Annotated in this window: 17 protein-coding genes, 1 rRNA gene and 1 pseudogene; 12 read left to right on the top strand and 7 right to left on the bottom strand. The window is 40.1% G+C overall.

All coding sequences use genetic code 11. The annotated features are described in order from the left end of the window. The 5 genes and pseudogenes from rrf to CDG56_RS14855 form a co-directional block, all read left to right on the top strand. A 5S ribosomal RNA gene (gene rrf, locus CDG56_RS14875) occupies positions 1-109 on the top strand; the annotation flags it as partial. 112 nt (positions 110-221) lie between these two features. After that, positions 222-608, top strand: coding sequence for a hypothetical protein (locus tag CDG56_RS14870; RefSeq protein ID WP_087546002.1), 387 nt, complete (start codon positions 222-224; stop codon positions 606-608). 313 nt (positions 609-921) lie between these two features. After that, a pseudogene (locus CDG56_RS14865) lies at positions 922-1,406 on the top strand (DUF4256 domain-containing protein). A gap of 168 nt (positions 1,407-1,574) precedes the next feature. Then, positions 1,575-2,738: an acyl-CoA dehydrogenase family protein gene (locus CDG56_RS14860; RefSeq protein WP_087548308.1), complete on the top strand. Its 1,164-nt coding sequence runs from the start codon at positions 1,575-1,577 to the stop codon at positions 2,736-2,738. 92 nt (positions 2,739-2,830) lie between these two features. Next, positions 2,831-4,003, top strand: a complete 1,173-nt coding sequence (locus CDG56_RS14855; RefSeq protein WP_087548307.1) for an acyl-CoA dehydrogenase family protein — start codon at positions 2,831-2,833, stop codon at positions 4,001-4,003. 55 nt (positions 4,004-4,058) lie between these two features. Here CDG56_RS14855 and CDG56_RS14850 read toward each other — a convergent pair whose 3' ends face one another. From CDG56_RS14850 to CDG56_RS14840, 3 genes are all read right to left on the bottom strand, one after another. Next, a complete protein-coding gene (locus CDG56_RS14850; RefSeq protein WP_087548306.1) occupies positions 4,059-4,796 on the bottom strand; it encodes a hypothetical protein in 738 nt (245 codons plus the stop codon). 17 nt (positions 4,797-4,813) lie between these two features. Continuing rightward, on the bottom strand, positions 4,814-5,431 hold the full coding sequence (locus CDG56_RS14845) for a DUF6915 family protein (RefSeq protein WP_087548305.1): 618 nt from the start codon (positions 5,429-5,431) through the stop codon (positions 4,814-4,816). Positions 5,432-5,537: 106 nt separating this feature from the next. Next, on the bottom strand, positions 5,538-6,137 hold the full coding sequence (locus CDG56_RS14840) for a TetR/AcrR family transcriptional regulator (protein WP_087548304.1): 600 nt from the start codon (positions 6,135-6,137) through the stop codon (positions 5,538-5,540). A 194-nt stretch (positions 6,138-6,331) separates the two neighbouring features. On the opposite strand from CDG56_RS14840, the gene CDG56_RS14835 reads away from it, so the two are divergent. Continuing rightward, a complete protein-coding gene (locus CDG56_RS14835) occupies positions 6,332-8,134 on the top strand; it encodes an acyclic terpene utilization AtuA family protein (RefSeq protein WP_087548303.1) in 1,803 nt (600 codons plus the stop codon). Between the two features lie 70 nt (positions 8,135-8,204). Here the strand turns inward: CDG56_RS14835 and CDG56_RS14830 are convergent, their stop codons facing one another. Next, entirely contained in the window at positions 8,205-10,172 is a 1,968-nt protein-coding gene (locus tag CDG56_RS14830) for a DUF2075 domain-containing protein (protein ID WP_087548302.1), read from the bottom strand. Between the two features lie 175 nt (positions 10,173-10,347). On the opposite strand from CDG56_RS14830, the gene CDG56_RS14825 reads away from it, so the two are divergent. From CDG56_RS14825 to CDG56_RS14800, 6 genes are all read left to right on the top strand, one after another. Then, positions 10,348-11,268, top strand: a complete 921-nt coding sequence (locus CDG56_RS14825) for an SDR family oxidoreductase (RefSeq protein WP_087548301.1) — start codon at positions 10,348-10,350, stop codon at positions 11,266-11,268. Between the two features lie 3 nt (positions 11,269-11,271). Next, entirely contained in the window at positions 11,272-12,885 is a 1,614-nt protein-coding gene (locus CDG56_RS14820; protein WP_087548300.1) for an acyl-CoA carboxylase subunit beta, read from the top strand. A 69-nt stretch (positions 12,886-12,954) separates the two neighbouring features. Then, entirely contained in the window at positions 12,955-14,115 is a 1,161-nt protein-coding gene (locus CDG56_RS14815) for an acyl-CoA dehydrogenase family protein (protein WP_005162362.1), read from the top strand. Positions 14,116-14,517: 402 nt separating this feature from the next. Further along, positions 14,518-17,370, top strand: coding sequence for an HD domain-containing phosphohydrolase (locus tag CDG56_RS14810; protein WP_087548299.1), 2,853 nt, complete (start codon positions 14,518-14,520; stop codon positions 17,368-17,370). A 233-nt stretch (positions 17,371-17,603) separates the two neighbouring features. Then, a complete protein-coding gene (locus CDG56_RS14805) occupies positions 17,604-18,428 on the top strand; it encodes an enoyl-CoA hydratase/isomerase family protein (protein WP_087548298.1) in 825 nt (274 codons plus the stop codon). Further along, a complete protein-coding gene (locus CDG56_RS14800; protein WP_087548309.1) occupies positions 18,428-20,374 on the top strand; it encodes an acetyl/propionyl/methylcrotonyl-CoA carboxylase subunit alpha in 1,947 nt (648 codons plus the stop codon). The genes CDG56_RS14805 and CDG56_RS14800 overlap by 1 nt, the downstream gene beginning before the upstream one ends. Before the next feature lie 108 nt (positions 20,375-20,482). Here CDG56_RS14800 and CDG56_RS14795 read toward each other — a convergent pair whose 3' ends face one another. Genes CDG56_RS14795 through CDG56_RS14785 form a run of 3 tightly spaced genes read right to left on the bottom strand, consistent with a single transcriptional unit; the run spans position 20,483 to position 22,435 of the window. Then, entirely contained in the window at positions 20,483-20,902 is a 420-nt protein-coding gene (locus CDG56_RS14795; RefSeq protein WP_087548297.1) for a roadblock/LC7 domain-containing protein, read from the bottom strand. Positions 20,903-20,924: 22 nt separating this feature from the next. Beyond that, a complete protein-coding gene (locus CDG56_RS14790; RefSeq protein WP_087535628.1) occupies positions 20,925-21,467 on the bottom strand; it encodes a GTP-binding protein in 543 nt (180 codons plus the stop codon). 8 nt (positions 21,468-21,475) lie between these two features. Beyond that, positions 21,476-22,435 (bottom strand): hypothetical protein, encoded by a 960-nt coding sequence (locus CDG56_RS14785; RefSeq protein WP_087548296.1) that lies wholly within the window; start codon positions 22,433-22,435, stop codon positions 21,476-21,478. Positions 22,436-22,616: the final 181 nt, after the last annotated feature.

The following is a 22,616-nucleotide window of genomic DNA, read 5'->3' as shown; positions in this document are numbered from 1 at the left end:
GACAATAGCAAGAGTGAACCACCTGATCCCTTCCCGAACTCAGAAGTGAAACCTCTTAGCGCTGATGGTAGTGTGGCCTTTGCCATGTGAGAGTAAGTCATCGCCAGCTTTTAAATCTAAACACCCCTATTCGAAAGAGTGGGGGTGTTTTTTATTGAAATAAGAAAATGAAAATAGGGTTTATGCTAATATCCTTATAAAGGTTTAGATTATTTATAACGATGATTCAAAAAAATATTTTATGGGTAGATTGTTGTGCCGCTGTTTCAGCAGGTTTAATAGTTTTGCTTGTAGCACAATGGTTAAGTCAAATGTATCATTTACCAAAAAGCATCATCATTTTTATTGGTTGTACTAATTTATTGTATGCATGTTATTCATTTATATTAGCAAATTATAGAAGGCGATCAGCTACTCTCATCAATATTCTTGTGATAGCAAATGGATTTTGGTGCATTATTTGTTTGATTATAATATGGTGGTTTTGGCATGAAATGACGATATTGGCAATTATGCATATTGGTGGAGAAGCAATTTTTGTCGCTACTTTGGCAAAATTCGAGTATCTCTGGAGAAATAGGCTAGTAGTTAGTAACTTTATTTCGTAGTTAATATTAAATCTAAGAACTATAAAATAATTAAGCTTAAATAAATCAAATATATATCTAAAAGATCTGAACTCAAATTTCTATAATAGCTAAAAAGTCAGGTGTATTTTTTGTTCTATTTTTAATTTAAATATTTATAAAATGGATCATTTAAGTGAAAATTTGATTAAGTGGTTATTCTAGTTTTCATCATTTACATAGATATAAATAATAGATTATTGAAAAAGTGGGGTGTAAATATAATGGAAAAAAATTGGTTGAGAGCGAGAAGAAGTTATTGTTGGAAAAATTAAAAATTCGCTTTGAAAACAACATGGATCGACATTTAAACTTAAGTTGGTATCAGCTTGAGGAAAGATTAAAACAAGTTCCAGATAAATTATGGTCATTGCATCAAATGGAAGAGACTGGCGGAGAACCAGATATCATTTCATTTGATTCAAAATTATCTGAAATTATCTTTTATGATTGTGCTGTAGAAACACCAAAAGGGCGTAGAAGCCTTTGTTATGATCGTGCTGCTTTGGATGCACGGAAAGAACATAAACCAATTAGCAATGCTGTTGATGAAGCAGAAGTGATGGGAGTTGAATTGCTGACAGAAGAGCAATATAAGCAATTACAGTCTATTGAGCATTTTGATTTAAAGACGTCGAGTTGGGTGAAAACGCCAGATGATATTCGGGTGAAAGGAGGAGCTATTTTTGTGATTGTCGTTATGGACGAGTTTTCACTTATCACAATGGTGCTCAATCTTATTATTCAACTCGAGGATTTCGTAGTTTGTTAAAAATCTAAGTTCCATTGGGATGAATGATTCCTTGTAGGAAGTTAAAGTAATCGAACCAATTGAATATTTTTTTAATTTTAAATTTTGCCAAGCGCTTGCTTGGTTTTTATAGTTTTGATACCTTAGTGCTCACTAAATACTCGAAAACAATGATCAATAATTATTAGGAAGCAAGCATGCTACTCAACCCTTTATATTACACCGAGCAACATTTAGCCTTTGCTGAGAGTGTTAGGTGCTTTACTGAAAAGGAAATTAGTCCTTTTATCACTGAATGGGATGAAGCAGAAACCTTTCCGAGAGAACTTTACAAAAAGGCTGCTGATATTGGCTTGCTTGGTGTGGGCTTTGATGAAAATTATGGTGGTATTGCGGGAACGGATGCATTTTATACTCTGCTTGCCTCAGTGGAGTTGGCGAAGTGCGCATCAGGTGGTTTGGCTGCATCATTGCTTTCACATACGATTGGAACACCACCAATTCAGCATTTTGCTCAAGAAGAGGTCAAGGCTGAAGTCTTACCACAAATTTTGTCAGGAGAAAAAATTTCTGCATTAGCAATTACTGAACCTAGCGGTGGTTCGGATGTTGCGGCTTTAAAAACCAAAGCGGTTCGAGATGGTGACGATTATATTGTCAGTGGTGAAAAGACCTTTATTACATCGGGTATTCGAGCAGATTATTATTCAGTAGCAGTACGTACTGATCCTGATGCTAAGGGGGCTAATGGTATTTCAATGCTCTTGATTGATGCGCATAGTGAAGGCATTAGAAAATCAAAGTTAGATAAAACGGGGTGGTGGGCATCGGATACAGCGCATTTGCACTTTGATGATGTACGAGTGCCAGCCAAAAATTTACTTGGTGCCGAAAATATGGGCTTCTTTGTCATTATGAACAACTTTAACATGGAGCGATTTTTTCTTGCAGCCAGTAGCTATGGTTATGCGTTGGTTTGCTATGAAGAAGCTTTGGATTGGGCTAAACAGCGACAAACTTTTGGTAAACGCTTAATTGATCATCAAGTTGTTCGTCATAAGCTAGTAGATATGGCGACACGTTTAACTTCAACTCGTGCGCTATTGGAAGATACAGCCTATCGTTTAGGAAAACCAGAATTGCAGGGTAATGAACTGATTGCACAAATTTGCATGCTTAAAAATGTAGCAACACAAACCATGCAATTTTGTGCTGATGCTGCCGTTCAGACTTTAGGAGGGATGGGTTTTATGCGTGGCACAAAATCTGAACGTATCTATCGTGAAGTGAAAGTGAACATGATTGGTGGTGGTGCAGAGGAAATTATGAAAGACCTTGCCAGCCGCCAACTCGGTTATTAAGCGAAATTTTAAGGCTTTAAACCATGATGAGATTGGTCTAAAGCCGTATTTATAAAAGAACAACTCGTTAAATAATAATTTAGGAAAAAGACATGGATGGTTTATCACTTAACCCGATTTATTACACATCTGAACATCGGGCCTTTGCAGACAGTGTCAAACGGTTTGTAGAGAAAGAAATTTCACCTTATGTGAATGAATGGGATGAGGCAGGAATATTTCCACGAGAACTTTATCAAAAGGCTGCAAGTGTCGGTTTAATGGGGCTCGGCTATGATGCTGAACATGGTGGCATTCCCGATGCAGATGCCTTCTACGTGATGTTGGCAGCAATTGAGATGGCAAAAGCTGGATCTGGTGGTGTGCATATTTCGCTTATGATCCATAGCATTGGAACACCACCCATTCATCATTTTGCTCGACCTGAGATTCGTAATGAAGTTATGCCACAGATTATTGCAGGTGAAAAAATATCAGCCTTGGCAATTACAGAGCCTAGTGGCGGTTCTGATGTCGCTGCAATTAAAACCAAAGCAGTTCGAGAAGGAGATCATTTTATTTTGAATGGTGAAAAGACCTTTATCACATCAGGAATGCGAGCAGATTATTATACGGTTGCGGTCAAAACTGATCTAAATGCCCAAGGTGCCAAAGGGATTTCCATGTTATTGGTCGATGCGCATAGCAAGGGAATAACCAAATCACCATTAAAGAAAATGGGTTGGTGGGCATCAGACACTGCGCATTTGCATTTTGACAGTGTCCAAGTCCCAGTTAGCCATTTGTTGGGCGAGGAAAACGCCGGTTTTAAAGTCATTATGAATAACTTTAATATGGAGCGTTTTTGGCTAGCCGCGATGGCATATGGTTATGCTTTGGTCTGTTATGAGGAAGCCTTAGATTGGGCAAAACAGCGACAAACTTTTGGAAATCGCTTGGTGGATCATCAGGTGGTTCGCCACAAACTCGTAGATATGGCAACTCAATTGACTACAACACGAGCATTATTAGAAGATACAGCTTATCGAATGGGACAAAAACAGTTACAAGGGGCAGACCTCATTGCACAAATTTCGATGTCAAAAAATGTAGCGACTCGTACGATGCAATTTTGTGCGGATGCTGCGGTGCAAACTTTGGGTGGAATGGGTTTTATGCGTGGAACGAAGTCCGAAAGAATTTATCGTGAAGTCAAAGTGAATATGATTGGTGGTGGTGCTGAAGAAATCATGAAGGATTTGATTAGTAAGCAGCTAGGCTATTAATACCTTCATGGCAAATAAAAAGTGCGGTTAATTTCCGCACTTTTTATTTTCAAATTTATTCTAGCTCAGCTAACTCTTCTAAAGAGATTTGGCGGATTTCAAATATAGGTTGTTTTAGAAATGAATTTAGTGCTTTGATATCAATAAATTTTATGTTGTCGAGTGCAATACCTTCGATACTGTCTTTTTCAGCATCGTAACGAATATCTGGAGTTTGTTCGATAAATTGTTTGAATAACAGCGGGCTATCGCTTAATTCTGCAAGAGGTTTGTCCATTAAAGCTTCAAACGCATAGTCCATTGCATAAATATTAGTCTCCCAAGAAACATCACTAAAGTTTTCATCTTGGCTAGAAATAATGCTGCCAGTTTCATAGCCACTAAAATAGTCTTCTTCAGAGTTGATCCAAAGCACATAGCAGGGTTGTGATGCATCAACTTCCAATAATTGGTACCAGACAATACCTGAGATTTTAGCAAATTCAAAAGCATCATCTTCATTCAATTTAGGAATTTCACCATCATCTATATTAAAAGTTTTTCCTGTTTTTTCTAAAATTAAAGCTTCAAGTTTTTCGTAGATTTCATCATCTGCTTCACCATTGCCAATGTCATAGTTACATAGTTCATCATAGTATAAGCCTTCGACGACTAGTGATTTGTATGCCTTTTCAGCTTCAGCTTTATCTGTATAAATCTGCTTGATCGCCCCAGTTGAAACACAATTGGTCAGATGCCATTCATCATTATAGGCAAAGTCATTTTGACGAATCACGTATTGGATATTGCTCATTTTTATTTCCCCTTAAATTAAGCGATTTTCATTTTTAAGTCTTGCAGTTTGGCTGCGCTTGGCGGGACGGCCATTCCATTGTCCATCCAGAGTTCAAAACGCATTGGATTGAAAAAGAAGTCTGGACTAATATCAAAATCAATAAATTTAGCTTCGCTTTTTCCCATCATCGGCAGAATGGTATTGATAAACCAGCTGTTATGCGTGATCAGTAAGGACTTTAATTGACCTGTGACCGATAAAGGCGAGAGTAGTGTTGCTGAAATTTTTGGATCATCAATCACATCACGGTGGAATTTTTCGAGGCGTTTAGCCAGTCCATCTGTAGGAATATCCTGCATTGCAGCAACGAAGTCTCCAATCGTTGGAATAAAGCGGTGATGGAAATCCACTAACAGATGATCTTTTTCGCACAGGTCTTTGACCTCGATGCTTTTACCCGCACTATTTTCGAAGTGATGTCCAAAAATCGGAATAATCACTTCCTGAACCCCCCAAAAGGTATGCAGGATACGATGGCGGTTATCGGTACAAAGCATTTTGGTGCTGTCAATCAAAGCATGAATATCAATATAATCTTCAAGCTCGCCCCCACGACGTTTCACCGAAATATTGGCATGTTGGACTGGATTCATGGCATTATTATTCTGCTGTTATATTGCTTGCAGATTAACAAAGAATTTTTACAATAGAAATACCATGATTGGGTGGAACGTTAAGTTATGTCGTCTCATATCTTACTTATTTTAAAGCCATTTCCCAAATCATTTCAGTCAATTCATCCACTTTGACTTTACCTTCAGGTCTGTACCAAGTCACTGACCAAGAAATAGAACCACCCACCAATCGACGCCAAATAAATGCATCATGTTTAACTTTGCCTTGGGCACGTAATTTTTCAATCACGTTCAGCCAAACTTGCTCATATTCATTACGCATCTTTAGAAGATAGTCTTGTTTCTCTTTGGAGAGGGCAAACCATTCATGAACGAGTACGGCCATTGCTGCACCTGTATCCCCAGTAATCGAAATCAGTTCAGCTTTGATTAAATCACGTAATTGTTGTTCTGGCTCATTTGAACGTTCAGCCGCTTCTTTAAGCCGTGCAAAGTTATAAATAATGGTTTGTTCCATGACAGTCGCTAAAATTTCATCTTTACTTTTGAAATGATGGAAAAGACTACCTGACTGGATACCAATAAATTCACCCAATTGGCGAACCGTGGTTTTGTCATAACCTTGTTTATAAAATAGATAAGCAGCGCCAAGCAATAAACGCCCACGTGGGCTATCGTCAAAACATACAATTTTAGGTATTTGCTCAATTGAAGTTGCGATCATGCCAGTCCGTCTATCCTATTAAATCTAGTGAGCATTGTAACAAAATTCATTTCATGAATTGTCTTATCTTTTTATAACAAGCATTTGCTTGGATTTGTCTATTTTTGCCAATACAGCATATCATTATGTACTTTACAAACCAAGCACTTGCTTGGTAATGTTATGCCAATTTAGAAATAACAATGAGAAAGCGCATGACAAGCATCAAGCAGGATGATCAGAAGGTAATCAAAATTGGGTGTGCATCAGGCTTTTGGGGGGATACCAACACAGCCGCTTTTCAGTTGGTACATTTAAGTGATATTGATTATTTAGTGTTTGATTATTTGTCAGAAATTACCATGTCGATCATGGCAAAGGCAATGATGACTGATCCAAATCATGGTTATGCCTTGGATTTTGTTAGCCGAGTTATGTCGCCACTGATTAATAAAATTGCTGAGAAAAAAATCAAAGTCATTAGTAATGCTGGCGGTGTTAATCCTTTAGCGTGTCGTGATGCCTTACAAAAAATAATTGATGAAAAAGGCTTGGATTTAAAAGTTGCTGTGGTACTTGGGGATGATGTGTTACCCAAACATGCTGAATTACTCAAGCAAAATGTTCAGGAAATGTTTAATGGCGAAGCTTTACCACATCATGTAGCCAGCAGTAATGCCTATTTAGGGGCGATTGCGATCCGTGATGCCTTGGATTTAGGTGCGGATATTGTGATTACAGGTCGGGTGGTCGATTCGGCTGTGGTACTTGCACCATTACTGCATGAATACAAATGGTCACTGGATGATTATGACAAGTTGGCACAGGGTTCATTGGCAGGGCATGTGATTGAATGTGGTGCTCAATGTACAGGTGGTAATTTTACCGATTGGCGTTTAGTACAAGGCTTTGACAATATGGGCTTTCCAATTGTAGAAGTCAGTGCCGATGCTTCCTTTATTGTGACTAAACCACAAGGCACAGGTGGCTTGGTTTCAACAGCAACAGTCGCAGAACAAATTGTTTATGAGATTGGTAATCCTCAAGCTTATTTACTTCCTGATGTGACGGCTGATTTTAGCCAAGTTCATTTAGAGCAAATCGGTGAGGATCGAGTAAAAGTTACAGGTGCAACTGGTCGTGCACCAACGCAGCAATATAAAGTCAGTGCTACCTATGCGGATGGTTATCGTGTTTTAGTGAGCTTCTTAATTGCAGGTCGTGAAGCACCTGAAAAAGCGCAAACTATTGCCGATGCGATTCTAAATAAATGCGAACGTGTATTGGCTTTACGTTCAGTTTCGCCATTTAGTGAAAAATCGGTGGAGATTCTGGGTATCGAATGTACCTATGGTTCGCATGCCAGAGTGAAAGATAGCCGTGAAGTGGTCGTCAAGATTGCTGTGAAACACATGTTTAAAGAAGCCTGTATGTTCTTTGCTTCGGAAATTGCACAGGCATCTACAGGTATGGCACCTGCATTGGCTGGGATTGTTGGTGGTCGTCCTAAAGCTTCGGCAGTGGTGAAGCTTTTCTCTTTCTTAATTGATAAAGATCAAATCAAGGTTGAGGTGGATTTTGTAGGGCAACGTCATCCAGTTCAGATTCCAACAGGCTTAGCTCCACAAGATATTAACCTGCATTCAGTGGGTGAAGTGGCGAGCTATCAAGGAGATGAAATTGAAGTGCCGTTAATTGAAGTGGCACATGCACGCAGTGGCGACAAAGGCAATCACAGTAATATCGGGGTGATTGCACGTAAGACAGAGTATTTACCTTGGATACGTGCTGCTCTGACAGAAGCCAATGTTGCAGACTATATGCAGCATGTACTTGATCCTGAAAAATCAAAAGTGATTCGTTATGAATTGCCAGCCATGAATGCACTGAATTTTATGTTGGAAAATGCATTGGGTGGTGGTGGGATTGCCAGTTTGCGGATTGATCCGCAAGGTAAGGCTTTTGCACAGCAGCTATTAGATATGCCAGTGAAGGTGCCCAAAAAACTAATCGCCTGATCACATCAATATCAACTAGTGTATGAGTTGCGCTTGCACGAGATATTGCAAGCGAAATCAATACGTCTTTTTATAGTATGTCTAGTCCACAAGAAATGAGATAGTTATAGATTGAGTCATAGTGCTTTTGAGGTCTTGTGGGGTCTGTTCCATCTACAGCCGGAATAAAAATAACCATACCTTGTCGAGCCCGAGTCAATAGAACTCTATAGGCGTTGATAAGATAGCTTTTAGTCGAGTCTTTATTAATATTTTGCCACTTTGAGCCTTTAAAACTTTGAAATTGCCAACCTTGATCATAATAAAGATTAATATCCCAAGTTACACAGGTATAGTCGATTTCAAGCCCTTGGATATCGAACTCCGTTGCAATATCCTCTAAGTAATAAGATGATCGGGTATCATCTTGATGATTTAAAAACCAATCAGTTGGAGATATATCATTCTTAACATAAATACCTTCTGCTTTTAGTCTTTTAGCGCCTGAACTTGCAATCAGTCCAACTCGCTCAGTACCTCTAGCTTGATGTTTTAACCAGGCTTTTGCCTTGGCTAAGTCTCTCGTGATTTTAATTGGATAATTATGTTTGATGTCTTGGTAAATTTGAGCGGCTTGATCATTTTCATTTTCTAAAATAGATTGGATTAATGACGCAACTTTTTCACTTCGAAATGAGCGGACAGAGGTGGCTAAATGAAGATCAGTTCTTTGATGTCCATGTTGCTGTAACCAATTTGATAAATCTGGATCATTTAGATAGGTATTTGGTTCAGCCAAAATTTTATCTGAATAATAAATATCCCAAGATGAGTATTTTGTTTTTAGCGACTGAATCCATTCTGAAACACCTGCTTCACCTGTATTGATTTCTTGTCCGCCTCCGATTAAACATATAATTGCACACCAGTCATCATGTCGATCCATTACACTGATTAGATATTCTGGTTCAGACATATCAAAGTTTGGAATTCCTTTTTTCTGTTGCATGAACTTGGAGACTTGTTCTTTTTGCCAAGCTCTTTGTGCTTCATCGAAAACAACAACTTTTTCAATCGGCGCATGAGGTGTTCTTAAATTATCATCTCTAAAATGATGAATATTTTGAATAAAAGCCTTGGCTTTTCGTTCAGCCTCTGTACGTGAAACTCTCTGGCCACTTTTTTTAGCAGATTCTACTGAATCTCTGGTTAAAGCTTCTCTCAATACATCTACTAACGGACCATTGCCAGATAAAAATACTGAATGTTCTGATTCATCTGCTTTAAGTCGCTCATTCGCGATATTTAGACCCGCAAGAGTTTTCCCGGCCCCGGGAACACCTGTCAAAAAGCAGATTGATTTTTTATGTTGGGTTTTAGAGTCTTCGATAATTGTATTTATTAAATGAGAGGTATTTGATAGGTTAATTGTACCAGCATCACTCCTTGAAATTTCTTTAACACTATGACCTTTATATAAGGCTTGAGCAGCCTCAATAATCGTTGGTGTCGGCTTATAAACGCTATTTTCCCAATTATGAATATCTAAGCTTTCTGTAGTTTTTGCTTGGTCTAAAATTTGAAGCAATATCTCTTTGAAATTTTCTTTATTACATAAAATGCAAGTGGTCAGGTTCAATGAATCATTGATATTAGAGGGTTTACTTGGAGCATTTGTAGCAATAAGAATGGGGACAATCGTTTTATTATGGCTGCCTTCATGAAAATTCTGTAAGTCGAGGCAATAGTCGATTGTTTGATTTTGAGCATAGTTTGAATAATTTCTGTCGCCTACTTTGAACTCAATTACACAGATCAAATTATTAATAATTAAAATGTTATCTACTCGTTTGCCCATTCTGGGGATAGAAAACTCGAAATATAAATGTCCACAAACATCTTTAAGCGCTTGTTGTAGAAATTCAATTTGTTCTAGCCAAGCATTTTTCTGCAAATCTTCTAAATCATGTTGATGATGGCGTGCCAGTTGTCCAAAAATTGTATTTTTATTTTCGTTTAAAAAAGAATCTATCGAACTTTGATAATAACTTGTATTCATTGTGAGTTTTTAAATTTTAAAAATTTTAAATTGAACAATATCTTAGCATCAAAAATAATCAATTACTTAAAATGTTATGACTTCTACTCTAAGTCACAATATGCACTTTACAAACCAAGCACTTGCTTGGTAGTGTATAGGCATTCAAAATAATACATGAATGGATTTTATTAAAATGGCTTACCAATCAATTTTCAGGGCAGATGCATTTGCTGACCAAGTGATTGTCGTGACAGGCGGAGGTTCTGGTATTGGTCGTTGTACCGCACACGAATTGGCTTCTTTGGGCGCTCAGGTGGTGATCACTGGCCGCAAAATTGAAAAGTTAGAAAAAGTCAGCCAAGAAATTTTAGGAGATGGTGGCAAAGCCCATTTTATCGTCTGCGATAACCGTGATGAAGAACAAGTCAAAAATATGATTGCTGAAGTGATTGAAAAATTTGGCAAGCTAGATGGTCTTGTCAATAACGCAGGTGGGCAATTTCCATCTGCACTTGAAAGTATTTCTGCCAATGGCTTTGATGCAGTAGTACGTAATAACTTGCATTCAACGTTTTACCTGATGCGTGAAGCCTATAACCAATGGATGGCAAAACACGGTGGTAGCATTGTCAATATGGCTGCCGATATGTGGGGCGGTATGCCAGGAATGGGACATTCAGGTGCAGCACGTTCAGGTGTGGATAACCTAACCAAAACCGCTTCAGTTGAATGGGGACGTTCAGGCGTTCGGGTTAATTGTGTCGCGCCGGGTTGGATTATTTCTTCTGGTATGGATAACTACAGTGGTGACTTTGCCAAATTTATTATTCCAAGTTTGGCAGGTAATGTGCCCTTAAAACGAATGGGTACTGAGTCGGAAATTTCTTCAGCGATTTGTTATTTACTCTCTGATGCTGCTGCATTTGTTTCTGGGGTGACATTAAGAGTTGATGGTGCTGCTTCACAAGGAACACGGATGTATCCGTTAGCAGATGCAACCAATAGCCAGTCTTTTAATGGCTTCCATCGTGCATTTATTCCTGATGTACTCAAAGATCAGATTGAAAAAGCAGAGCAACAATCTGCCCAAGTGCAAGATGCAAACAAGGATTAAACCATGACGATTCTTCAATCTGAAATTGCAGTTGGTAGTGAACAATATCAACAAAATAGAGATGCTTTATTAAACCAAATTGCAGAAGTGCGTGCCGTACAGCAAAAAGGTATTGATAAGTCTTATGCAGCAAAGCCGAAGTTTGATAAGAAAGGCAAAATTTTACCGCATGAGCGGGTACGTTTACTTCTCGATGCTGATTCACCTTTTGTGGAGTTATGCGGTCTCGTTGGCTACAACATGCATGATGATAAAGATGGCTCTGAAGCGGGTGGGGGTATTATTGCAGGAATTGGTTTTGTCAGTGGTGTTCGTACTTTGGTCACTGCCAGTAATAGCGCAATCAAAGGCGGCACCATGTCACCGATGGGTGTACAAAAAACCTTACGTTTGCAAAAGATTGCGCTTGAACAGAAATTACCGATTGTGACATTGACCGAAAGTGGTGGGGCGAACCTGAACTATGCGGCAGAAGTATTTACTTATGGCGGTATGACTTTTGCCAATCAGGCACGAATGTCTGCGGCAGGGATTCCACAAGTATCAGTTGTGCATGGTAATGCCACCGCAGGTGGTGCGTATCAACCAGGTCTATCTGACTATGTGATTGCTGTGCGTAAGCAAACCGAAATGCTGTTGGCTGGTCCACCATTATTGTTGGCGGCAACAGGTGAAGTGGCGACTGCCGAAGAATTGGGCGGTGCAGAAATGCATACCCAATTGTCAGGTGTGGCGGAATATCTGGCTGAAAATGATGCTGATGGCATTCGTATTGCTCGTGAAATTTTTGAGCATTTGAACTGGAAAGAACAAACCAAAAGTCTCGATCAGGATTATAAAGAACCTCGTTACTCAGCCGAGGAATTGTTAGGCATTATTCCGCAAGATCCGAAGCAACCTTTGGATATGAAAGAAATTGTGGCGCGGATTATTGATGATTCAGACTTTTTAGAATTTAAACAAGAATATGATGCGCTTACGGTTTGCGGTTGGGCAAAAATAGGTGGGGTACATATTGGAATTATCACCAATAATGGCCCCATCACACCACAAGGTGCGGTCAAAGCTGCACAGTTTATTCATCTTTGTGAACAAACCCAACGTCCACTTTTATTCTTGCATAACACCACAGGTTTTATGGTCGGAACGGATGCTGAACAAAACGGCATTATCAAACATGGTTCTAAGCTGATCCAAGCAGTTGCCAACGCGACTGTACCCAAAATCTCGATCATTGTTGCTGGTTCTTATGGAGCAGGTAACTATGCCATGTGTGGACGTAGTTTATCGCCAAACTTTATTTTTGCATGGCCAAATTCACATGTGGCGGTGATGGGTTCAGCTCAAGCTGGAAAAGTGTTGCGTATCGTGGCTGAAGGGAAGCAAAAAGCTTCAGGTATGGAGCCGAATCCACAAATGTTGGATTTTCTAGAACAAAGTACGTCGATGAAATTGGAACAGCAATCGACCGCTTTATTTAATACAGCGATGTTACATGATGACGGCATTATCGATCCTAGAGATACACGTAAAGTATTGATCTTCTTGCTACAGACCATTTATGAAGCACAGCAACGCGAGTTAAATCCAACGCGTTTTGGTGTGTCTAGATTTTAATTTTTAATACCCGCATCCTAGCCTTCTCCCTGAGGGAGAGGGGAAAAACAATTTTTAAGGAAAAAAATAATGAAATTTACCGCAGAGCATGAAGCATTACGCCGTACCGCACGTCAGTTTGTAGAAAACGAACTTAATCCGTTTATTCCAGAATGGGAAGCAGCGGGACGTTTTCCGATCCATGACGTCTTTAAGAAAATGGCAGATTTAGGCTTGTTAGGTATTTGTAAGCCCGAAGAAAACGGCGGCTTGGGTTTAGATTATTCGTATAACCTCGTGGTGGCAGAAGAATTAGGACGTGCAGCATGTGGTGGTGTGCCTCTAGCGATTGGTGTACAAACCGATATGGCAACACCTGCACTTGCTCGTTTTGGTAGTAAAGAACTGAGAGAAGAGTTTCTGAATCCTGCGATTCGTGGTGAATATGTGGCTTCGATTGCAGTTTCAGAAGTGCATGCAGGTTCAGATGTTGCAGCGGTTAAAACCACCGCAAAAAAAGATGGTGATGATTATGTGATTAATGGCAGCAAAATGTGGATTACTAATTCACTGCAAGCGGACTTCTTCTGCTTACTTGCCAATACTTCTGACGACAAACCGCATGTTAATAAATCAATGATTATTGTTCCTGCGAAGACTGCAGGCATTAGTTTCTCAGAACCACTGAATAAGCTAGGAATGCGCTCCACCACAACGGCTCAAGTTTATTTCGATAACGTTCGTGTACCACAGCGCAATCTGGTGGGTGCTGAGGGTATGGGCTTCATGATGCAGATGATGCAGTTTCAGGAAGAACGTATGTGGGCATGTGCAAATGCTGTGGGTGGTTTGGAAAATGTGATTCAACAAACCATTGATTATACGAAAGAACGGACGACATTTGGTCAGCCACTCATCAATAATCAATATGTGCATTTCCGTTTTGCTGAATTGATGACTGAAGTTGAAGCACTAAAAGCACTTACTTATCAAGCTTGTGAACAACACATTGCTGGTGAAAATGTCACCATGATGGCTTCGATGGCAAAGCTCAAAGCAGGGCGCTTAACTCGAGAAGTGGCGGATAGCTGCCTACAATATTGGGGTGGAAATGGCTTTATGTGGGAGAACCCTGCATCACAGTTGTATCGTGATGGACGTTTAGGTTCCATTGGTGGTGGTGCAGATGAAATCATGCTCGGAATTATCTGTAAATTGATGGATATCTTGCCGAAGAAGCAGAAAGGGTGATCTAAAGTTAATTTATATTTTACCCATGTCTAAATCTTCCCTGAGATGCGGCTTAAGCATCGTGGTAGGGAGGATTTAGAAAGGTAAAATTAAAAATGCTGAAAGATTGGTATACATCAAGTGGCTAAAGTGTGGCTTTGCATTATCCCGATAATAAAACGAAATATTTTACCTATAACAATAGTTGTAAAATCTTTATAAAAACATCAATATTTATTTGATATCAATTATTTAATTTTTTCAATTCATCGCAATTTTTTCCCTCTGGATTGTCATGTTCAGGGTATTCACTTATGATGTTTGTGATGACCTACTAAAATAGAATGTTATACAAATACCCAGAATATTTAAAAAAATATTGGCCTTTTGTCGTGTGCAACATACAACACATGGAACAAAGATATGCAAAGCATAATGCAGCGGCTCCAACATAAATGGCGTATTCGCATGGTGATGACCATGATGATGATCATTGCCATCACATTGACATCCGTCACTTTTACAACAGTTAACTGGTTTGAGGCAAAGACTTTGCTTCTGGATGCCGCAACTAGCAAGGCGGAAATGACCAGTCAAATCACGGAACAAAAAGTACAACAAATTATTGATCCTGCTGAAGCATTGCTGCGCGTTCTGGCTTTTGATCCTGTGGTTGAAGCCAGCACATTGCCCCAGCGGTTGCAACGCCTAGAGGCCTTTACTACCAATTTGTATGCCAATCCATTATTAACGGCTGTGTATATTGGCTATGATAATGGTGATTATTTTCTGGTGAGTCCATTAACCAAGGCGACATTACGTCAGAGCTATCGCGCACCAGAACAGGCAAAATACGTGGTTCGCACATTGTTGGGACAGGTAGGAGAAAAGCGTACACACCAACTTTTATTCTATGATCAGCAGCTCAACTTGATTGAGCAACGTATAGATCCAGACTATGTGTATGATCCTCGGCAACGTCCCTGGTATAACAATGCGCTTGCCACCACAGATGTTGCCATTTCAAAACCCTATATTTATGCAGATACACCTTTGATGGGTGTAACACTTTCCATGCGCAGTAGTAATCCACATGCGATTGTTGCGATGGATTTACCCTTAAATGGAATTAAGGATGCACTGCAACAATTGAGTATTACCCCCCATAGTCAAATTGCATTGGTGGATAGTCAGGGTGGAGTGATTGGGGTCAATATGGGTTCAGCTATTGATCAAGCCACATCCAACACACAAGCCCCTGCACTGCAACATTTGGAAAACACAGCCTTATTACAGTTGTGGCAGTTACCATCACAAACTCAGGTGATGACCTATCAGGCTGATGATCAACAATGGTTTGGGCGAAAGATTGAACTTGCCCAATATCGTGAACTGGGGCTACAGCTATTGGTTGCCATTCCAAGTCAAGAGCTACTCAAGGATTTGCCTGTTTATCGCCGCCAGATGATTGGGATTGCGATTGTTTTGGGGATGCTGCTTCTTGCTTTGGGGGCATGGCTTGGTCATCGTATTGGCCAGATTATTGAACAGCATATTCGTCGTGTTCGGCAGATGTCACATTTTGATTTTAGTCGTCCTAGCCCTGAGTTTAGTTTGTTGTATGAAGCCTATCAATTGACGGATGTTACGGATGATGTGAGCCGTACCATGGAAGCATTGTTAAAAATCAGTCAGGTACTGCAAGCTGAACCGCAGATTGATACCATGCTGAATAAAGTGCTTCGGTTGTTTGTAGAGGCCGCTCGTTGTGATAGTGGCGCAGTGTATCTTTACCAGTCAAAAGATAACAGTTGGCAAAAAAATGCCGCCTATGGACGACAAGATCAGGTGGATGCCGTTGCGGCACAATTGGGTAACATTGAGAATCAGCAGCCTAACCGCCATGCCCTGTGTCAGGCCTTTTCCATACGCGGGCGTGATGGACACATTTTGGGTTATGTGATTTTAGAGCATAAAGGTGATCATGAACATACGTCACAAAACTTCCTGATTTTTAGTGAACGGTTAACTGGAATGTTGGCAATTCCAATTGAAACCAGGCAATTGATTGAATCACAGAAAGCGCTTCTGGAGGCTTTTATTCTGGTTCTTGCCGATGCGATTGATACTAAGAGTGCCCATACAGGAGGCCATTGTCGTCGTGTGCCCAAACTGGCAATGATGATTGTGGATCACTTGTCAGCAGAAACACAAGGGCAATATGCTAATTTCCATTGCAATGCGGATGATCGTGAGGCTTTCCGTCTGGCAGCATGGCTACATGACTGTGGTAAGATTACCACGCCTGAACATATTATTGACAAAGCCACCAAACTGGAAACCTTGTACAACCGTATCCATGAAATCCGTACCCGTTTTGAAGTGTTATATCGGGATGCCGAGATAGCGTGTCTAAAGGCACAACTGACAGGAACAGAACAGGCATGTGCGGAAGCCCAGCGTGATGCACAGTATGCGCAACTACAGGATGATTTTGCCTTTATTGCCAAATGCAATATTGGAGGAGAGTTTTTAAGTGATGAGACGATTTTACGTTTAGAACAGATCGGGCAGCGAACATGGTTACGTCATTTTGATAACCGTCTTGGGCTATCGCTACTGGAACAGTCACTTTATCATCATCCTGCGCCATCACTCCCCGTACAGGAGCGACTATTGGCAGATAAACCTGAGCATATCGTTGCATGGGATGAAAATTATAAACCCCATGTAGAGCGGGATGATCCATTAAACATGCATGGTTTTGACATGCAACTTCCACATTACCAAAGAAATACTGGGGAAATTTATAATCTTAGTATTCGCCGAGGGACACTGACCAGCGAAGATCGTTTTGCGATTAACAATCATATCGTCCAGACCCTGATTATGCTGACCAAATTACCTTGGCCCAAGCATTTGCAGCGTATTCCCGACCTTGCCACTAACCATCATGAACGTATGGATGGACAGGGTTATCCAAGACGCTTACAAGCGGCACAAATGTCTGTTGAGGAGCGCGTTCTGGCATTGGCCGATGTTTTTGAGGCGCTCACTGCCGCGGATCGTCCTTACAAATCTGCCAAAACCATTTCTGAGTCGCTGATGATCATGGCAAAAATGTGTCAGGAAAATCATCTTGACCGTACACTGTTTATCTATTTTGTCCAAAGTCGTTTATGGCTGGATTATGCCCAACAGTTTATTCCACCTCATCAAATTGATGAGGTAGATATAGACGCTGTGGTGCGTACCGCCAAAGCTAATCACGCATGATAATGCTTATTTTACAAACCAAGCACTTGCTTGGTTTGTAAAGTGGGGATATATTGTGAAGCATGACTGGGTTGTGTGAGGGGCTGAGGTCATGGTCATCTGGGTTATAACAATGTCATATGTTGGGCAAGGATCTTTGATCCAGGTAATGCTGCCCCTGTGATCATGTGGTTGCGTATGACGTTGATCCTGTATAGCTAACCTGTGATTAAGAATGAAAAATTAGGAATAAAATGAGTAATCTGGATACTTTACAAGTGGATGACAGCATCCAGCTTGAACGACAAGGCAGTATTTTAACGCTATGGCTGAACCGACCTGAAAGCCGTAATGCCATGAGTCTCAACATGGTTAATGCTATTCAACAGATCTTTGCTGTAATTGCTGATGATTTGTCTATTCGTGCGGTTATTTTGCGTGGTAAAGGTGGGCATTTCTGTGCAGGTGGTGATATTAAAGATATGGCAGCTTTGCGTGTTGAAGCGGCGAATGTGGGCAGTTTACAGCCTTATGTTGATTTTAACCGCTGTTTTGGTGCCATGATTGAACAAGTTGATCAAGCTCCTCAAACGGTTGTTGCAATTTTAGAAGGGGCAGTGCTCGGCGGTGGCTTTGGCTTAGCATGTGTCTCTGATATAGCGATTAGTCGTGATAATGCTCAGTTTGGCTTACCTGAAACAGGGCTTGGGGTATTACCTGCACAAATTGCACCGTTCGTAGTGAAACGGATTGGGTTGACCCAAGCGCGTCGTTTGGCATTGTTAGGTTCACGTTTTAATGGTGAGACTGCGCAGAAGTTAGGTGTGATACATGAAGTTGTACGTGATCATATTGAGCTTGAGCAATTGCTTGCTGATACCATTCAACAGATCAAACGTGCTGCGCCGTTGGCATCCCGTACCACCAAAGCCTTATTGCATCGAACTTTAAATGAGCCTCTAGATTCTTTACTGGATGCTGCTGCACAGCAGTTTGCTCAAGCCGTTGGTGGGGCAGAGGGGCAGGAAGGCACGATGGCCTTTATTCAAAAACGTTTGCCAAATTGGACTGAGCAATGATGAAATTTTCAAAAGTTTTAGTCGCAAATCGTGGTGAAATCGCAGTTCGTGTGATGCAAACGGCCAAAGCAATGGGCTATCAGACCGTTGCTGTGTATTCAGATGCAGATGAAAATGCACGCCATGTTCAAGTTGCCGATGAGGCGGTTTATATCGGGCCATCTAAAGTTTCAGAATCTTATTTGTCGATCACCAATATCATTGAAGCCTGCAAAAAGACAGGCGCAGATGCGGTCCATCCTGGTTATGGTTTCTTGTCTGAAAATACCGATTTTGCCCAAGCTTGTAGCGACAACGGTATCACCTTTATTGGGCCAAACGCCGCTGCGATTCATTTAATGGGCAGTAAGCGTTTATCTAAAATTGCCATGATTGAAGCGGGTGTACCGTGTGTACCTGGTTATGAGGGTGATCAGCAAGAGATTGAACACTTGGCTGAGCAAGCGGAAAAAATTGGTTTTCCATTGATGGTCAAAGCATCTGCTGGTGGTGGTGGACGTGGCATGCGTTTGGTGCAGCAGTCTGTTGATTTGTTGGAAGCTTTAAAAACTGCACGTTCAGAGGCCGAAAATGCCTTTGGTTCAGGTGAATTAATTATTGAAAAAGCGGTGATCGCACCTCGTCATGTAGAGATCCAAGTGTTTGGTGACACACATGGCAATTATGTTTATCTATTTGAAAGAGACTGTTCAATTCAACGCCGTCATCAAAAAGTGGTGGAAGAAGCACCATGCCCAGTAATGACATCTGAGTTACGCCAAAAAATGGGAGAAGCTGCGGTGGCGGCAGCAAAATCCTGTGATTATATCGGCGCAGGTACGGTTGAATTTTTACTGGATCAGTCTGGCGAGTTTTATTTCCTTGAAATGAATACTCGTTTACAAGTTGAGCATCCTGTGACAGAAATGATTACGGGACTAGATTTGGTCGAGTGGCAACTGCGTGTCGCCAATGGTGAAACTCTGCCGTTACAACAACATGAACTGACTCTAAATGGCCATGCGATTGAAGTACGCTTATACGCCGAAGATCCACGTCAGGACTTCTTGCCACAAACGGGAAAAGTATTACGTTGGCAGCCTGCGGCGTTGCCTAATGTCCGTATTGATCATGGCATGTTAGAGGCGGGTGAAATTAGCCCATTCTATGATCCGATGGTGGCGAAGGTGATTGCTTATGGCAAAACTCGTCAGGATGCGATTCGTCTATTAGCACGTGCTGTTGATGATTGTGTATTGCTTGGTGTAAATAGCAATAAACAATTTTTGGTGAATTTATTGCGTCATCCGATTATTGTGGCGGGTGATACCAATACTGCATTTATCCAGCAGCATTTTCAGGATGATGTCAGCCTGCATCAACAGGTTCCAACCCTTGAAAGTTTAGCGATTGCAGCAACACTATTTGCGCAACACAAAGCTTCAAAAACAGCATGGCAAACAGGTATTGCAACACCGCTACCATTAAAGTTGAAATGTGCAGATCAACAACTGTCTCTACAAGTTGAGATAGATCAACAGCAAGTTACCGTGCGATTATGTGATCAGCAAAGTACGGTGGATGTGGTTGAGATAAGTGATACTCAGATCATCTATAAGGTTGATGGTGTGCGCCGTAAATTGAGTTATGTACTTGATCAAAACCAACTCTACTTAGATGCAGCAAACGGTAATTTAGTGATTGAAAATATCACCTATGCTGCACCTGAAGCTGCTGAAGTGGTAGGGGATGGTAAAATCCGTGCGCCGATGGATGGGGCGATTGTGAATCTATTGGTTAATGCTGGAGACACGGTTGTTAAGGGACAAACCTTATTGATCTTGGAGGCTATGAAAATCCAGCAACAAATCAAGTCGGATGTTGACGGCGTGGTAGATGAGTTGATTGGTCAAATTGGACAACAAGTGAAAAAACGACAATTATTATTAAATGTCGCGATTGCATAAAATGTGCGAATTAAAAAGCTAGGTTCTACGCCTAGCTTTTTAATAGCTTTTCAATTGAGACCAATGAGTGTGTTGAATTTCCTTTCTGATTAATCAATGAGTTAAGGATTATGTTTGATCAGCGGCTACAATCGCTGCACTAGCCTGTTTTAAGCTATAAAGCAACTGTCCGAGTAGAACATCCTTATTACTGAGTGTCACCATCACCATCGGATGGTGTGGTGCAGGAATCGAAGTTAGGATTGCTTTACCATTTTCAGCATCAAGCGTGATACTCTGACATCCAGTTAAATGAATTTCATTTAAAAATGCACTGACCATTGCTAAAATTGAACTACTTACAGCAGCTAACTTGGTACTGTTATAAGGATTCTTCTTATAAACGGAAGCCAGTTCAAATCCATCCGTAGAACAAAGCATAATGTAATCAATACCACGGATATTCGTTAAGATGTCATTCGCCTGAGCTTTCGCCATTTGAATAAGTTCTTTGGGTGCTGTACGTTGCTGGCTCGGAATACTGAACATAATTCTTCTCTTTATAAAGTGATTAATTTGTTGCTCTTAAATTGACTTCTAATGCCGCGATGAGTGATTCAATCATGAGCAGAACATGCTCCTGTTTACGCGCATCAATAAAAAACAGGGGATATTGATACTCATTCTGGATCAGCCACTCCCGATAAATGGAAGTTGGCTGACCTTTGTTCTCATCAATATGAGTAATACCAATTGATATATTTTTTGTATAGTCTTTAAATGTATCTAAATACCCCTCAAGTTCATCAAGTGGGAGTTTACTATTATGATCTATTAAAATAATAACACCAAGAGCACCTTGGCAAATCACTGGCCATATAAAATCAAAACGGGTTTGACCTGGTGTGCCATATAGTCCGATTTTGACACCATCATCTAAGGTAATTTCACCATAATCAATGCCAACCGTAGTTTGCATTTTATTATGAGCCTGACTATCTGTATTGAATGCTTCAGTTGCGAGTACTGGAACTTCAGAAAGTGATCTTATCGCTTCAGTTTTTCCAGCACCCATACTTCCAGCAAATACAATCTTATATTGTTGTAAAATCATATAATTCCTTAAAGCCCAAATCGGCGTCTAATTTTGCCGAAAAATTTATTAAAAAAGTTGTGTTCTTCAACATGCTGTTCGGCTGCTTCTGATTTCAAATAATGACTTTCTGTTGCTGGAATAATGTCTCCATTATTTGAAATGATGCAGGCAGCAATAAATTGTTGAACCGTTTGAATTGGGATTTTTAATTGCGTTGCCACTTGTGAAAGTTGAGCTCCTTGTATAAAACATGCTGAAAGCAAAAGTATAATTTTTCGATCCGTACTTTGACTAGGTTGAGGCCAATGTTCAATTTTAAAATATTCATTTTCATTCGGCGCAAGTCTTTGAAAATCTAAAGAATGCCAAAATAAATTCCATAACCAATCCTGTAAGTCATATTCAACTTTACGAGAAACTTTTGTGCAATCAAAAGTGGTCGCAAATTCATATTTAAAGCTATGATTGGTTTGCGTGTGTATGCGAGTTGGTTCTAACCATGCAATCTGACTACGCGTATCAATGATCGCTAAAGTCCCATGATCATCAAAAAGATGAAGACGAGCATTTTCAGGGCTTAGCATATCCTTTAAAAACTTTTCACTTACAGCGTTATGATTAGATAGAAAATCATTTTTAGGTTGTTGATTAGAAATATAACTTAGCAATCTAAGTTGTATCCAATTCTTTAAGGCATCGGTTTGTTGAAAGGGAAGGTAGAGTGTGTTGTCCTCGTCGATTTGGCAAGAACCTTGCCCCTTAGAAATTTTTAAACATGGTAATTGTTTTTGTTGAATAATACGTTGGATACCTTCAGTATCAAAAAAGTTTTCATTTATTAATAATAAATCGAGATTTGGGTCTGAAATATTGATCCAGTTGATGCCAAATTCATGAGGTATTGTTTTTCTAAGTTCTATTTTTAATTCATCTGAAACTTTTAAACTTATACCTGAAATTGCGATATTAATGCAATGTCCATTCATAGTATCACTTTAATGTTTTATAAAATATTGCATTGAACGAAATTATATTTTTACTTAAGAATGATAAAAGACCTCTTACATAATTCTAATTTTTATAATTAAAATCTCTGTACACGACAAAAAAAGATAACTCATTGAAATAATGGCATAATACTTGTTTTCTGACGACGAATATGATGAC

The sequence above is a fragment of the Acinetobacter sp. WCHA39 genome (assembly GCF_002165385.1).
Classification (GTDB): domain Bacteria; phylum Pseudomonadota; class Gammaproteobacteria; order Pseudomonadales; family Moraxellaceae; genus Acinetobacter.
The sequence above is the reverse complement of the archived record's forward strand: the minus strand, read 5'-3'. Positions and strand labels throughout refer to the sequence as shown.

Excerpts from the sequence above, each read along its gene's own strand:
- CDG56_RS14870 (WP_087546002.1), top strand. The coding sequence starts at position 222 with ATGATTCAAAAAAATATTTTATGGGTAGATTGTTGTGCCGCTGTTTCA.
- CDG56_RS14805 (WP_087548298.1), top strand. The coding sequence starts at position 17,604 with ATGAGTAATCTGGATACTTTACAAGTGGATGACAGCATCCAGCTTGAA.
- CDG56_RS14850 (WP_087548306.1), bottom strand. The coding sequence starts at position 4,796 with ATGAGCAATATCCAATACGTGATTCGTCAAAATGACTTTGCCTATAAT.
- CDG56_RS14800 (WP_087548309.1), top strand. The coding sequence starts at position 18,428 with ATGAAATTTTCAAAAGTTTTAGTCGCAAATCGTGGTGAAATCGCAGTT.
- CDG56_RS14810 (WP_087548299.1), top strand. The coding sequence starts at position 14,518 with ATGCAAAGCATAATGCAGCGGCTCCAACATAAATGGCGTATTCGCATG.
- CDG56_RS14795 (WP_087548297.1), bottom strand. The coding sequence starts at position 20,902 with ATGTTCAGTATTCCGAGCCAGCAACGTACAGCACCCAAAGAACTTATT.
- CDG56_RS14825 (WP_087548301.1), top strand. The coding sequence starts at position 10,348 with ATGGCTTACCAATCAATTTTCAGGGCAGATGCATTTGCTGACCAAGTG.
- CDG56_RS14845 (WP_087548305.1), bottom strand. The coding sequence starts at position 5,431 with ATGAATCCAGTCCAACATGCCAATATTTCGGTGAAACGTCGTGGGGGC.
- CDG56_RS14855 (WP_087548307.1), top strand. The coding sequence starts at position 2,831 with ATGGATGGTTTATCACTTAACCCGATTTATTACACATCTGAACATCGG.
- CDG56_RS14815 (WP_005162362.1), top strand. The coding sequence starts at position 12,955 with ATGAAATTTACCGCAGAGCATGAAGCATTACGCCGTACCGCACGTCAG.
- CDG56_RS14785 (WP_087548296.1), bottom strand. The coding sequence starts at position 22,435 with ATGAATGGACATTGCATTAATATCGCAATTTCAGGTATAAGTTTAAAA.
- CDG56_RS14790 (WP_087535628.1), bottom strand. The coding sequence starts at position 21,467 with ATGATTTTACAACAATATAAGATTGTATTTGCTGGAAGTATGGGTGCT.
- CDG56_RS14835 (WP_087548303.1), top strand. The coding sequence starts at position 6,332 with ATGACAAGCATCAAGCAGGATGATCAGAAGGTAATCAAAATTGGGTGT.
- CDG56_RS14860 (WP_087548308.1), top strand. The coding sequence starts at position 1,575 with ATGCTACTCAACCCTTTATATTACACCGAGCAACATTTAGCCTTTGCT.
- CDG56_RS14830 (WP_087548302.1), bottom strand. The coding sequence starts at position 10,172 with ATGAATACAAGTTATTATCAAAGTTCGATAGATTCTTTTTTAAACGAA.
- CDG56_RS14820 (WP_087548300.1), top strand. The coding sequence starts at position 11,272 with ATGACGATTCTTCAATCTGAAATTGCAGTTGGTAGTGAACAATATCAA.
- CDG56_RS14840 (WP_087548304.1), bottom strand. The coding sequence starts at position 6,137 with ATGATCGCAACTTCAATTGAGCAAATACCTAAAATTGTATGTTTTGAC.